Source organism: Pseudoalteromonas sp. SR44-5 (genome assembly GCF_014163675.1).
GTDB lineage: Bacteria > Pseudomonadota > Gammaproteobacteria > Enterobacterales > Alteromonadaceae > Pseudoalteromonas > Pseudoalteromonas rhizosphaerae.
Map to the genome: position 1 here is coordinate 61,737 of NZ_JACJDT010000013.1, position 13,081 is coordinate 74,817.

The window sequence follows — 13,081 nt, forward strand, 5'->3', positions numbered from 1 at the left end:
CCATATGCTAGATATTGGCCGAGATATATGCATAGTCATGAGAGGTGATTTCATGACTATTACCACTTAAATCCTGAAAATAAACAGAGTATGTAACTTTGTGATCAGCAACCACGGTTTTAATATTTAAGTCAGCCAAATGCTTAAGCCAAGCGATAAACTGCTCTCCAGATGCGCCAAATGCAATCCCTTTACTACTGCCCTCTCGCTCAAATAACGCTAAGCGAATAGTTGCCGCAGGATCTTCTAGTGTTAAAGGCCCAGTACCCTCATCCCAAAAAGCAAGCTCTGGCACAATATTAAATCCAAGGACTGTTTTGTACCACGTGACGGCTTGCGCAAGGTTAGTCACATTTAAATGGCAATGATCGACACCAGATAAAGTAGGCATTGCCATTAGCCAATCTCCGACTTAAGTTGTTCAATAAATACCTGCATATATTCAGTACGACGCACCGCTTCTGCTTTTGCTGAAGGTGTATTCATACTCTGTGCAATATGTAATAGCTTGATGAAGAAGTGATCTAATGTATACAAGCTGTCATCCGGGCTGCGGTGGGCGCAAAATGGATCGTCAGGGTGATATAAATTGCGTCCGATTGAGCCCCCTACTTTCATACAGCGGCTGACACCAATTGCTCCTAAAGCATCCATACGATCAGCATCTTGAACGATTTGTGCTTCCACACTTTCAATTGCAATGTTAGCACTAAAACTATGGGCTACAATAGCATGATGAATGGCATCAAAATATTGCGCGTCGTACCCTATTGACGCTAAAAATGAAATTGCTTTATCTGCGGCCATTGTTGAAGCTTTAGCGCGATCCGGGTGGTTTTTAGCCACTGCAACACAGTCATGCAACCATGCTGCGGGTAACACCACGTCCATCGAAGCATCTTCAGCAAAGCAGAGCTGTTTTGCAACACGCACGACTCGTTCAATATGGGTAATATCGTGGGCGACATCAGCACTCACTAACGACAAAATAAAAGCACGGCAATGATTTTCTAGCTGTTGCAACGGCTCAGATAATACTAAAACGGGCAAACGTTGTTCCATAAATCCTGTAATTTCAAATTAATGCATTGAATTACTGTTACTTTACCGCGGTTATAGGCTGTTGTGCAAAACATTCATTGTATGTTCGAGCCTGCTTCACTAAAATACGCTCTTAATTTATCCGTAATGAGAAGCCTAATGTCATCTGTCGTATACCTAGAAGCTGGTCGTGAAAAATCACTAAAAAGAAAACACCCATGGTTGTTTTCAAAAGCCATCAAAAAAATAAAAGGTAAGCCAGGTTTAGGTGACACAGTGACCATTCACGATAGTAATGGTAAATTTTTAGCTACAGCGGCTTACAGTCCGCACTCACAGATCCGCGCGCGTGTTTGGAGCTTTGATGAAACAGAAATCATCGACCAAGCTTTTTTTGAACGTCGCTTACGTCGTGCCTTTGCGGCACGCGAGCAAGTAATTACTGAAGGTGGCTTAACGGGATTTCGGTTATGTGCCGCCGAGTCTGATTTTTTACCAGGTGTAACCATTGATAAATTTGACAACTTTTTAGTGTGTCAGTTATTAAGTGCCGGTGCTGAGCGCCATAAAGGTGAAATAGTTGGCGCTTTAATCGCTATTTTCCCAGGCTGTAACGTGTATGAGCGCTCTGATGTCGATGTGCGCACCAAAGAAGGCTTAGAGCCGACTATGGGCGTGTTATGGGGTAATAAGCCTGAGCAGCCAGTATTAATTGAAGAAAATGGTTTTAAAATTGAAGTAGACATTCTCGAAGGTCATAAAACCGGTTTCTACCTTGATCAACGTGATAGCCGTGCTGCATTAGAGCGTTTTTCAAAAGATAAAAGAGTACTTAACTGTTTTAGCTACACAGGTACCTTTTCATTGTATGCACTGCGTGGCGGCTGCGAGCATGTTACTAACGTTGACGTATCGCAACCCGCGCTTGATACCGCAAAACGTAATGTCGAGCACAATAATCTTGATTTAGATAAAGTTGACTTCATAAAACAAGATGTATTTAAATTACTACGCCAATACCGTGAAGATGGGGTGTTATTCGATACTATCGTTATGGACCCACCTAAATTTGCTGATAACAAAGCACAACTAACGGGTGCGTGTCGTGGCTATAAAGATATCAATATGATTGCCATGCAAATTCTTAAACCAGGTGGTACGTTGCTTACGTTCTCATGTTCAGGTTTAATGGAGCAAAATTTATTTCAAAAAGTGGTTGCTGATGCAGCCCTTGATGCTGGTAAGGATTTGTTGATCATGGAGCGTTTAAACCAAGCTGCTGATCATCCAATCGCAGGCAGTTACCCTGAAGGTTTTTACCTAAAAGGCCTGATCTGTAAAGTTTACTAAACTGACTGCAACTAATTAACCTGAGTTCATCAGGTTAATTAAACTGCATTATTTCTAGCCCAGCGGTTACCGTGCCATCACTTTCTTTGCTGGCACGAACGACTTTTGCTGTTGCATCAAGTGGTGCAATGGCAGGGCTGGTCGAATCAATATTCACCTTCACAATGGTGCCCAGTTCAAGTAATTCATCCAACTGCAGTGACAACCCAGTTGCACTTAAATCGACACATACAGCATCAAAATGTTGATCAGCGACTGGCTCAAGTGTGGTTAATTTTGCCTGTGCATTTAATTGCATACGTCTAAAATTACGTTTATCTTCATTTAGCATAATAACTCCTAAACAACCGTATTGATTTTTTCTAATAACCCCACGACCGAAAAAGGCTTCACCACATAGGCATCGCAACCGGCATCAAAACCAGCTTGTTGTTCCTGTACGGATTCTAAGCCTGACACCATAACAACAGGAATATTACGAGTTTCAGGGGTGTTCTTCAACATTCGACACGTGTCGTAACCATCTAGGCCGGGCATACATACATCGAGTAAAATCGCATCCGGTGGATTTGCAATAGCCGACGATAAACAGCTCTTCCCTGATTCAGCATAACTGAGCTCAAAATCCGCTGATAAAGCGACTTTGAGCATTTCAAAATTAAAGTACTCGTCATCTACAACTAGTAAACGCGGGTGTGTATTAGCGGATGAGCGCATGGTTAATATCAGTTCCTTCTCATCTAACAAATATTTCCTTCCAAGGTATTCGATGTTTACTAAATACCAAACTCAATCAATTTCTTTCAGAGCATTCAATACACGCTTAGCTGAAATCGGATACGGTGTCCCTAACGTTTGCGCAAACAAGGATACTCTAAGCTCTTGTTGCATCCAAAAAATATCCTGCAATTGTTGCGGAGCAGGCATTCCAGGCGGCACTTTTTTCAGCTGTTTTTGATACTCTTGAGCAACCTTTTCTAACTCAAGTACACATAATCTGTCACGATTTGGATCAACTGGCAACTTTTCTAAGCGTTTTTCTATTGCTTTTAAGTAACGAATTAAATCACTAAGTTTGTCTGCGCCATGATTTGAAACAAAGCCTTTGAATACCAAAGATCCCAGTTGGCTTTTTATATCTCCATGTGCAGTGATCATGGTTAAATCAACTCGCCCTTTCATTTTTTTATGTAACGCATGCGCAATACTCAACACTTGCTCAACTTGGGTTGCAATAGCAACAACCGCATCGCCGAGCTCACCGCGCACGTGCTCTTTTACTTGCTCAAACGCTTGTTCGGTGCGTACATCGCCTAATTTCACCAATAAACTGTCAACGCCTGCGGCAATACAGTCATCAATTAAATCAGCAACCTTACCAAACGGATTAAAATATAGACCTAATTTAGCCTTATTGGGTAAGTTTTGTTGCAAATATTTTATCGGCGAAGGTACATTCAGTAATACCAAACGGCGTAACCCCTGCTGATGGGCGGTTTGCGCTTTAACTTCGTTATCAAATAGCTCCACTGCCGCCGATGATTTTTTATCTACCAGCGCAGGATACGCTTTGATTTCATACTGGCCTTGTTTTTTCACATAGGATACCGGTAACTTGCCAAAATCCCATTGCAATAGGTCAGCTTTTTCAATGCCTTTATCTGCCACTTTAGACAGCGTTTGCGTCACTTTACCCTGCAATTGCGCTTTGAGTTTCGCTAAATCCATACCTCGGGCAAGTACATTATCTTTTTCATCACGAACTTCAAACTGCAGTCGTAAGTGAGTCGCAAGGGTGGTTAAATCCCAGGCCTCTGGATCAACTTTTACACCTGTCATACGTAATAAACGCGTACTGAGTGCCTCAATGAAGTTACCTTGCATAGGCTCGATTGCTGCAAGAACCGCATCTGCATAATTTGGCGCAGGCACAAAATTACGACGTAGTGATTTAGGTAAAGATTTAATTAAACCGGTGATCAACTCATGACGAAATGCAGGAATATGCCAGTCAAAGCCAGCTTCTTCTACTTGGTTTAGTAAGGCCACCGGAATTTGCACTGCAACCCCATCGACCGCTTGGCCTGGATCAAAATGATAGCTCAACGGCAACATTAAATTACCTTGTTGCCATACATCGGGGTAATCAAACTCAGTAACACTATCAGCACCGTGTTGCATTAAATCATCACGTGTCATTTGCAAGTAATGTTTATCCTGCTGCTTTTGCGTTTTATACCATTTATTAAATGCTGCACGACTGTTTATTTGAGCAGGAATTTTCTTATCGTAAAACTCATATAAGGTTTGCTCATCAACTAAAATATCACGACGGCGGCTTTTATTTTCTAGAGTTTGAATATCTTCAATCAGTTCGCGATTAAACTGCAAAAACCCTTCATTTTGACCTAAATCTTGCTCTACTAAGGCACTGCGAATAAACAACTGGCGGCTAACTTTCGGGTCAATGTTACTGTACACACAGCGACGCTTTGACACTATGATCAGCCCGTATAATACCTGCTGTTCGAAAGCGATCACTGCGCCGGGCTTTTTCTCCCAATGCGGCTCACTGTAACTGCGTTTTACTAAGTGTTGTGCTAATGGTTCAACCCAATCGATGTTAATTTTGGCATTAATACGTGCATATAATTTACTGGTTTCAACCAGCTCTGCCGACATCAACCATTTTGGGCTTTTCTTAAATAATCCAGAGCCTGGGAATACATGAAACTGACTGTTGCGAGCGCCTTTATATACTTGCTTTTCATCTTTAAAACCAATGTGACTGAGCATGCCACTCAATAGCGCTTGATGGATTTTATCGCCATCGGCAACATTGCTGGTCGCTTTCATGCCCATTTCATTGCACACAGTACTGAGCTGATAAACGATATCTTGCCACTCACGAATACGCATATAAGCGAGCATATCCTTTTGGCACAGCTTTCTGAATTGGCTGTTACTTAGCTCACTTTGCTGCTCTTCTAAGTAATTCCATAAATTTAAAAAGGCGATGAAATCTGAATCAGGATCGTCAAAACGGCCATGCTTTTCGTTTGCAGCAGCGCGTTTTTCTTGCGGGCGCTCGCGTGGATCTTGAATCGATAACGCCGCCACAATAATAATCACTTCACGCAGCGCACCCAGCTTTTGTGCTGTTAGTACCATTTTAGCTAAACGCGGGTCAACCGGTAAGCGGCTCAGTTCAATACCCGATTTAGTAAGCTGTGTATTGTTATTGTGACGACTAGGTTTTACCGCTTCAAGTTCCTCTAGTAACGTTAAGCCATCGTTGATATTACGGCTATCTGGTGCTTGTACAAATGGGAACTCGGCCATATCGCCCAACCCTAAGCCGAGCATTTTTAAAATAACTGAGGCTAAATTAGTACGTAGTATTTCTGGATCAGTAAACTCTGGGCGCGAATTAAAATCATCTTCAGCATATAAACGAATACAAATACCCGCTTCAACACGGCCACAGCGGCCTTTTCGCTGATTGGCACTGGCTTGTGATATTGGCTCAATCGGTAAACGCTGCACTTTAGTACGATAACTATAACGGCTAATGCGCGCGGTACCAGGATCAATAACGTATCGAATACCCGGCACAGTAAGTGAGGTTTCAGCAACGTTGGTCGATAAAATAATATGACGACGACTATGGGGAGCAAAAATACGGTTTTGTTCTGCGTTAGAAAGGCGCGAATACAAAGGTAAAACATCCGCTCCTTTTAAATTACGTTTACTAAGGGCATCAGCAGTATCGCGTATTTCCCGTTCACCATTTAAGAAGATTAAAATATCGCCTGGGCCTTCTTGGCACAGCTCATCAACGGCATCAAAAATACCTTGCAGCTGGTCGCCTTCAGCCTCCATATCATTTTTATCAATTTCAACCAAAGGACGATAACGCACATCCACCGGAAATGTTCGTCCTGACACTTCAATAATCGGTGCATCATTAAAATGCTTTGAGAATCGCTCTGGATCAATGGTCGCAGAGGTAATAATTATTTTTAAATCAGGACGCTTTGGTAATAGGTTTTTCAAATAACCTAAAATAAAATCAATGTTTAAACTACGTTCATGAGCTTCATCAATAATAATGGTGTCATACTGGTTTAAAAATCGGTCTTGTTGAATTTCCGCCAGTAAAATACCGTCAGTCATCAACTTTATATAGCTGTTATTTGATACTTGATCGCTAAAACGAATTTTAAAACCCACTTGCTGGCCAAGTTCACATTGCATTTCATGAGCAATCCGATCCGCGACACTGCGCGCAGCCAAACGTCTTGGTTGGGTGTGACCGATATAACCATCAACGCCACGGCCAAGTTCTAAACACATTTTAGGAATTTGCGTGGTTTTACCTGAGCCGGTTTCACCCGCGATAATAACCACTTGGTTATTGGCGATAGCCTCTTTAATGTCGTCTTTTTTCTGACTGACGGGGAGCTGCTCAGGGTAAGTTACTTTAGGTAACTGAGCTAAGCGCACCTCTCGCAATTGTTGGCTACGTGCTATATCTGCAGTGATTTTTTCAATCACGGCTGCTTGTTTTGTTTCATCGGTTATTTTTTTTATGCCGTGAAGGCGTTTTTTAAAGATGAATTGATCTTTTCTTAAACACGTTTTTAGTTCACCAAACAATTGACCTAGGTTAACCACCCGCGACTACCTTATAAAATTTGAGTAAAGACGAGCGATTGTAGCAAACTTCGCCGCAGGGGTTAACTTTGCTGCGATATAAAATGTAATAACCAAAGCTTAAAACAATAAAAAAGGCGCTAATTAAGCGCCTTTCATGTTCTTTGGGCAGAACAATTGCTGTGTTTTATTTATAGCGCAGCGAAAACTTCATCTGTTTTGGCAGCGCAAATAAAATCATTTTTGTGTAAGCCTTTAATTGAATGGCTCCACCACGTTACCGTTACTTTGCCCCACTCTGTTAGCAAGCCCGGGTGATGGCCTTCATCTTCAGCCATATCACCTACTTTATTAGTAAAAGCGATGGCTTGTTTAAAGTTTTTAAATTTATAAACACGCTCTAATTGCATAATACCGTCGCGTACTTCAGGCACCCAATCTGGGATCATTTTAATTAATTCAGCTAACTCGGTATCTGATACTTGTGGAGCGTCTACGTGACAGGCTTCACATTTTTGTGCGCTTAATGATGACATCTTAAATCCTTAACTTGCTAATTTTTCTTTAGGAGGAAATTTTGGGTCATGTAACCCTAATTCTTTTGCTTGCGCAACTAACGCCATAATATCCAGCTGTGAAATATCAAATAAATCATGGATAGAATTAATGGTGTAGTACAAAGGCTGCATAATATCAATTCGGTACGGCGTGCGTAATACATCCAATACATTCATCGGGTTTATCTCGGGCTTATCTGAATACACGTATTGTGTTTCACCTGGACTTGATAAAATACCGCCACCATAAATACGCAGGCCATCATCTGTTTGCATTAGGCCAAACTCAACCGTAAACCAATACATACGGGCAAGGTAAACCCGATCTTTTTTCTCGGCAGCGTAACCTAACTGGCCATATTTATGCGTAAACTTGGCAAAATCAGGATTAGTAAGCATTGCACAATGACCAAATATTTCATGAAAAATATCAGGTTCTTGCAGGTAATCAAACTCTTCACGGCTACGAATAAAGGTTGCGACTGGAAATTGCTTATTTGCTAATAAACGAAAGAATTCATCAAAGTCAATTAAAGCTGGCACAGGTGTAACTTGCCAGCCGGTAGTCGCTAGTAATACTTCATTAAGCTCACTTAACTGCGGAATACGGTCATGAGGCAGGTTTATTTTTTCAAGCCCTTCCATGTATTCATTGCAAGCTTTGCCTGCAATACATTTTAGTTGGCGCGCGACTAGTTCTGACCATATTTTATTTTCTGCTTCGCTCCAATGGATAACGCCATTTTCATCTGGTGTCTTGGAGGTGTATTTACTTGCTTTAGCCATAATAACCTTCTTAGTGTTAAACCGATATCGGTATCAACCTGTTAAGGAGATACTAAGCAAATGTAAGGCAAAGTTTAATAGCTGAGACAACATCAGCTATTAGCACCAAACCCACTTTTGTACACCAAACATTACACTTTAAGATCAAAAAGTTTACAGTGCTATTTTTAAAGGGATAGAAGCAACACAAACCGTAAATATAAAATTACAGGCTATGCAATAAAAGTAAAAGCGCGGTTAAGGTCGTTAATTATATCGTTAACATCTTCAAGGCCAACAGATAGTCTGATCAGACCATCGCTAATACCCGCAGCTGCTCTTTCTTCGGGTGAATACGGTGAATGAGTCATCGATGCCGGATGTTGAATGAGTGTTTCGGCGTCTCCTAAACTCACGGCGAGTGTGCACAATTGGGTATTATTAATAAACTGCTCGCCATCTTTTAGGCTGCCTTTTAATTCAAAGGCAATAACGCCACCAGAGGCTTTCATTTGCTTACCGATAAACTTAAATCCTGGGTGAGATGCAAGTCCGGGGTAATAAACGGTATTAACTTGGGGATGCTGCTCTAAAAATTCAGCAATAATTTGCGCACTTTCACAATGACGCTGCATTCGTATCGCTAAGGTTTTTAAACCACGATTAATAAGCCATGCATCGTGTGGACTAATTGTTGCACCAATATCTTTAAGTACGGTCATTTTAATTAATGTAATGTGCTCTTGACTGCCACACACCAAACCTGCCACAACATCACCGTGACCATTTAAATATTTAGTAGCACTGTGAACAATTAAATCAATGCCATAATCAATTGGCTTTTGCAGTAACGGCGTGAGAAAGGTGTTATCTATTACACTGATCAAATTGTGTTGTTTTGCCACTTGTCCTATTAACGCTAAATCAATTACCGCCATAGTTGGATTAACTGGGGTTTCGGCAAAAATCATTTTTGAATTCGGTTTAATTGCATCGCGTAATTGCTGCTCATCGGTCATATCTACAAACGTCACTTCAATCCCCCAACGCGGCAACATATGTGCGAAGAAAGCAAACGTACAGCCATACAAAGCGCTTGATGCGACTAAGTGATCGCCTTGCGATAAAAAACTTAATACCGATGCAGAAACCGCGCCCATTCCTGTGGCTGTTGCTGCAGCGGCTTCGCAACTTTCAAGTTGTGCGACTTTTTGTTCAAGCTCTGTCGTCGTCGGGTTACCTAAACGGGTATAAATATAGCCCGGTTCTTCACCAGCAAAACGTGCTGCACCTTGCGCGGCACTGCTAAAATGAAACGTTGAAGTTTGGTATAAAGGAGCAGTAAGTGCGCCATGCGGATCATTGGCTTTTTCTGGTCCATGGATACATTGGCTGTCGATGTGGAGTTTGTTCATTGTCTGATCTTTTTTGATTATTATTGATCCCATAATCAAAACGTATCGCAGGATAAAGCACAAGCATGCCAGATGCTCAGATGGCTATAAATTGGGATGTAGTTAGTACAGTGGCCGTTCACCACTGTACAGATTTATTGTCAGCTCGTTTCTTTCGTGCCTGCTCCTGACGGCGAAGCTTTGCGGCTCATAATTTTGCTGGCAATCAATTGCGCAGTACCTTTAAGCAAGCTGCGCTTATGCTCAAGTCGTGGTAAAGGACGGCTTAGTTCCATCGCTTTATAACCAATGCGTGCGGTAAATATACCCGCGCTTAAGCCTTGTGCTGCACGTCCTGATAATTTACCTAGTAATTCAGCACTGAGCGCTGTAGCAGCTAAATCCGATACTAACTCAGCACTGCCAACAAACATCACTTGCTTGATCAACATACGATAGAGCTTGATCCGGCTAGCATAACCAAATCCGATACCGTAAATCTTACCTATTTGCTCAATCAGTTTTGTGCCCCGCCAAAGCACTGCCATCATATCCACCAGCGCTAATGGACTTAATGCCACTAACAAGCCTGATTCAGTGGCAAAACGGTTGATCAGCTTTTTAGCTTGAGTATCTTGTTTCACTAACAAACTATCGGCGTACAAGGTCATGATCTCTTTATCGCTATGATGGCTATCAATGCTTGCTTTAAACTCATCAAAGCCGGTTAACTGCTGATGTTTATTGAGTTTTTCAAGCCAAGGTAGTGCCCCACCAACCTGTTCGCTGTTGAGCAATCGATCCGCTTCATGACGATGTAATTGATTGCGCTTTAAGCTGCGCAACATTCTATATTCGCGCCATAACAAGCGCCCCAATAACAACACGCCACTGAGCACTGCAATTAAATATACGCTGCCTAAGATGATGGATTGCTGAAATGTCACAACCATAGAAAATATAAATTCAGCTAACACTAAAGTTATAAAGCTAATCGCAAACACCCCTTTCAGAGTTTGCCATTTTGACTTTTTATAAACAGGGGTTAAATCAATCTCTTCATCTTGGGGCTCATCGATAACGTGCTCATATTCATACTCCCCTTGATCGATCACTTTAGCTGGGGTCAAGGTAAGTTCATTGTCTATTGGCTGTTCACTAGTATCAATACGTCTGCCGGCTTGAAAGCCTGAAGCGGTCTTGCTCATGTTAGTTTGTCTCCTAAAAGGTACTGCATGACATGATCTAAACGAATGTGTTTTAGTTGCTTGTCTGGACTTGGCATTGGTGCAAACGATAAAAACTCAAAACCATGGCTTGGCCACTCATCTTTATTGAGCATGCGCATTGGTGGCTGCGGTGGTAAGTAGGTCAACCATTGCGACTCTGATAACGGCTTACCATAAATACAATTGAGGGTTTTACCTTGCTCAACCACTTGTTTTGGCATGGTTGCCGTAATAGATGACATCGCCATAGTTTCTATTTTAACGCCATCAAATTTTAAGTGATTACTTTGCTCGTGCACTAATGAGTCCAACAACAGCGCTAAATCTTTATGGTGTGCACTACTAATATGATCTGACTTATTCGCAGCAAACAATAGTTTATCTATATTGGGTTTAAACAAGCGTTTCAAAAAGCCAGTTTCGCCATAGTTAAAATGCGCGAGTAATTGTTTGATCACATCCCCTTGCTCTTGCAGCGTCTCAGGCCCTTCATTGAGCGCACTGAGCACATCAACAAGCACTATTTGCCGATCAAAGTTGCGAAAGTGTTGTGTATAAAATGGCTTAACCACTTCTTTCACATAAGCATTAAAGCGCTTTTGCAAGTGCGCCAAGTTAGACCCTGCAACCATCTCATCATTAGCCTGCGCAACTGGGAAAAACAGTAATAACGGTGCACCTTGTAATTCACCTGGCATCAGCATGCGTCCAGGTTGTAGCATCGCCAATTTAGTGTCTTTTTTAAGACTCACTAACAGTGTTTGATAGTGCGTAGCAATCGCGCTTAGCGCACTTTCATCTACTGGTGCTGTTAAATCAAGCTCGCTCAGTGCAGTTAAAAATGCTTGTGCCTTTTCAACCCGAGGAGAGCGCTGTAACAGTGCATATTGCTGCTCACTCCATTGTTGATAGCTTTGCTCTAGCATGGGTAAATCAAGCAGCCACTCACCGGGGTAATCAATAATGTCTAAATACAAGGTTGATTGCGGTGCAAAGTGACCACGTAAGCCTGCGTCACTCCGGTATTTAATTGCTAGACGTAAAGTATTTATGCGCTCGGTTGATGCAGGCCAGTGTGGTTGCCCTTCAAGCGGCAATAAAGCACTCAGGGCTTTAGGGTAATCAAATGTAGGAATGGTCAGCGCTTGTTGTGGCACTATTTTTGTGGCGATATGGCGCTGTTGCTGCATAACATCAAAAAACGGTAAGTTTTTGTCTGTTGCTTGGCTGGTTAAATGCTTTACTAAAGCGGTAATAAAAGCGGTTTTACCACTGCCACTGAGGCCAGTTACCGCTAATTTTACGTGTTGATCTAAACTACGGTGAACAGCTTTTTCAGCCTTACCTTTGAGTTTATTAAAGGCGTTTTTTGCAGATGAAGTGTTTATCATAATGAGCTAGCACTTCAGCGCCATTATAAATTAGGTGGCTAAAGTGCTATTAAGTCCTTTACAGCTTATTGATTTCACGGCTAACCGTAAACTCGGTTGAAGTAACATAACGTTCCATATCTTGTAAACGTATATCAACACGTCCCAAACGGTCTTTTAAATCTTGTAAAGCACGACGTGGTGGCTCACCTTTTTGCCATACTTTAAATTTTACTTCAAGAGGATCTTCGTGTTTTGCCGCATCAGTTTTGCTTTGTGCATTGGCAGGTTTTTTATCTAAAATAAACCACGCTGCGATGTAAGCCACAACAAACAACGGGCCACCAGCTAGTAACACTGCCGTTACTACGATAATACGTACTAACCACAATTCCATATTGAAATAATCACTGAGCCCTGCACATACACCGGCTATTTTACCACGTGCTGGATCTCTTAGCAGTTCACGTTTAGCACTCATACCTTGCGCCTCCACTGTGGGGCCTCTTGATCAAGTAGTGCTTCTAAAGTTTCTACTCGGTCAGCCATTTTATCTGCTTTTTGAGCAAGCTCAAGTAACTGGCGGTGTTCGTGTTCGCTCAAGCCTTGGCTTACTTGCTTTTTACTTCGGTAATGTAAAATTAACCAAAGGGGTGCTACCACAACCATAAAAATGATAATTGGAGCAACAAACACTTCTGCATCAAACATAACCCTCT

At 41.9% G+C, this 13,081-nt stretch carries 13 protein-coding genes; 1 reads left to right on the forward strand and 12 read right to left on the reverse strand.

Translation table 11 applies throughout. From position 1 onward, the window contains the following. Nucleotides 1-7: 7 nt before the first annotated feature. A complete protein-coding gene (locus H5154_RS09600) occupies nt 8-397 on the reverse strand; it encodes a VOC family protein (RefSeq protein ID WP_145241420.1) in 390 nt (129 codons plus the stop codon). Then, a complete protein-coding gene (locus H5154_RS09605; protein WP_145241422.1) occupies nt 397-1,062 on the reverse strand; it encodes an HD domain-containing protein in 666 nt (221 codons plus the stop codon). Before H5154_RS09605 ends, H5154_RS09600 begins: the two co-directional genes overlap by 1 nt. Nucleotides 1,063-1,200: 138 nt before the next feature. On the opposite strand from H5154_RS09605, the gene H5154_RS09610 reads away from it, so the two are divergent. Further along, nucleotides 1,201-2,391 carry a class I SAM-dependent methyltransferase gene (locus H5154_RS09610; protein ID WP_145241424.1) on the forward strand — a complete coding sequence of 397 codons (1,191 nt, stop codon included), beginning with the start codon at nt 1,201-1,203 and terminating at the stop codon, nt 2,389-2,391. Nucleotides 2,392-2,425: 34 nt separating this feature from the next. Here H5154_RS09610 and H5154_RS09615 read toward each other — a convergent pair whose 3' ends face one another. The 10 genes from H5154_RS09615 to pspB all read right to left on the reverse strand — a co-directional run bounded on the left by H5154_RS09615 (nt 2,426) and on the right by pspB (nt 13,073). Beyond that, nucleotides 2,426-2,722 carry a PilZ domain-containing protein gene (locus H5154_RS09615; protein WP_145241426.1) on the reverse strand — a complete coding sequence of 99 codons (297 nt, stop codon included), beginning with the start codon at nt 2,720-2,722 and terminating at the stop codon, nt 2,426-2,428. An 8-nt stretch (nt 2,723-2,730) separates the two neighbouring features. After that, nucleotides 2,731-3,108 (reverse strand): PleD family two-component system response regulator, encoded by a 378-nt coding sequence (locus tag H5154_RS09620; RefSeq protein ID WP_145241521.1) that lies wholly within the window; start codon nt 3,106-3,108, stop codon nt 2,731-2,733. A gap of 72 nt (nt 3,109-3,180) precedes the next feature. After that, the gene (gene hrpA / locus H5154_RS09625) at nt 3,181-7,068 is read right to left on the reverse strand and encodes an ATP-dependent RNA helicase HrpA (RefSeq protein ID WP_182718138.1); all 3,888 of its coding nucleotides are present in this window, start codon (nt 7,066-7,068) and stop codon (nt 3,181-3,183) included. A 170-nt stretch (nt 7,069-7,238) separates the two neighbouring features. Further along, nucleotides 7,239-7,583: a 4a-hydroxytetrahydrobiopterin dehydratase gene (locus H5154_RS09630; protein ID WP_149980747.1), complete on the reverse strand. Its 345-nt coding sequence runs from the start codon at nt 7,581-7,583 to the stop codon at nt 7,239-7,241. A 9-nt stretch (nt 7,584-7,592) separates the two neighbouring features. Then, the gene (gene phhA / locus H5154_RS09635) at nt 7,593-8,390 is read right to left on the reverse strand and encodes a phenylalanine 4-monooxygenase (RefSeq protein ID WP_145241432.1); all 798 of its coding nucleotides are present in this window, start codon (nt 8,388-8,390) and stop codon (nt 7,593-7,595) included. 212 nt (nt 8,391-8,602) lie between these two features. Then, entirely contained in the window at nt 8,603-9,784 is a 1,182-nt protein-coding gene (megL, locus tag H5154_RS09640) for a methionine gamma-lyase (protein ID WP_182718139.1), read from the reverse strand. 140 nt (nt 9,785-9,924) lie between these two features. Further along, on the reverse strand, nt 9,925-10,971 hold the full coding sequence (locus H5154_RS09645) for a TIGR01620 family protein (protein ID WP_182718140.1): 1,047 nt from the start codon (nt 10,969-10,971) through the stop codon (nt 9,925-9,927). Next, entirely contained in the window at nt 10,968-12,383 is a 1,416-nt protein-coding gene (locus H5154_RS09650; RefSeq protein ID WP_220493271.1) for a YcjX family protein, read from the reverse strand. The genes H5154_RS09645 and H5154_RS09650 overlap by 4 nt, the downstream gene beginning before the upstream one ends. Before the next feature lie 58 nt (nt 12,384-12,441). Next, nucleotides 12,442-12,843 (reverse strand): envelope stress response membrane protein PspC, encoded by a 402-nt coding sequence (gene pspC / locus H5154_RS09655; RefSeq protein ID WP_145241438.1) that lies wholly within the window; start codon nt 12,841-12,843, stop codon nt 12,442-12,444. Further along, on the reverse strand, nt 12,840-13,073 hold the full coding sequence (pspB, locus tag H5154_RS09660; RefSeq protein ID WP_145241440.1) for an envelope stress response membrane protein PspB: 234 nt from the start codon (nt 13,071-13,073) through the stop codon (nt 12,840-12,842). Before pspB ends, pspC begins: the two co-directional genes overlap by 4 nt. Nucleotides 13,074-13,081: the final 8 nt, after the last annotated feature.

Bases quoted from the DNA above. Each gene is read 5' to 3' on its own strand.
- H5154_RS09600 (WP_145241420.1), bottom strand. From the start codon at position 397: ATGGCAATGCCTACTTTATCTGGTGTCGATCATTGCCATTTAAATGTG.
- H5154_RS09630 (WP_149980747.1), bottom strand. From the start codon at position 7,583: ATGTCATCATTAAGCGCACAAAAATGTGAAGCCTGTCACGTAGACGCT.
- phhA (WP_145241432.1), bottom strand. From the start codon at position 8,390: ATGGCTAAAGCAAGTAAATACACCTCCAAGACACCAGATGAAAATGGC.
- H5154_RS09620 (WP_145241521.1), bottom strand. From the start codon at position 3,108: ATGCGCTCATCCGCTAATACACACCCGCGTTTACTAGTTGTAGATGAC.
- H5154_RS09645 (WP_182718140.1), bottom strand. From the start codon at position 10,971: ATGAGCAAGACCGCTTCAGGCTTTCAAGCCGGCAGACGTATTGATACT.
- H5154_RS09605 (WP_145241422.1), bottom strand. From the start codon at position 1,062: ATGGAACAACGTTTGCCCGTTTTAGTATTATCTGAGCCGTTGCAACAG.
- H5154_RS09650 (WP_220493271.1), bottom strand. From the start codon at position 12,383: ATGATAAACACTTCATCTGCAAAAAACGCCTTTAATAAACTCAAAGGT.
- megL (WP_182718139.1), bottom strand. From the start codon at position 9,784: ATGAACAAACTCCACATCGACAGCCAATGTATCCATGGACCAGAAAAA.
- pspB (WP_145241440.1), bottom strand. From the start codon at position 13,073: ATGTTTGATGCAGAAGTGTTTGTTGCTCCAATTATCATTTTTATGGTT.
- pspC (WP_145241438.1), bottom strand. From the start codon at position 12,843: ATGAGTGCTAAACGTGAACTGCTAAGAGATCCAGCACGTGGTAAAATA.
- H5154_RS09610 (WP_145241424.1), top strand. From the start codon at position 1,201: ATGTCATCTGTCGTATACCTAGAAGCTGGTCGTGAAAAATCACTAAAA.
- H5154_RS09615 (WP_145241426.1), bottom strand. From the start codon at position 2,722: ATGCTAAATGAAGATAAACGTAATTTTAGACGTATGCAATTAAATGCA.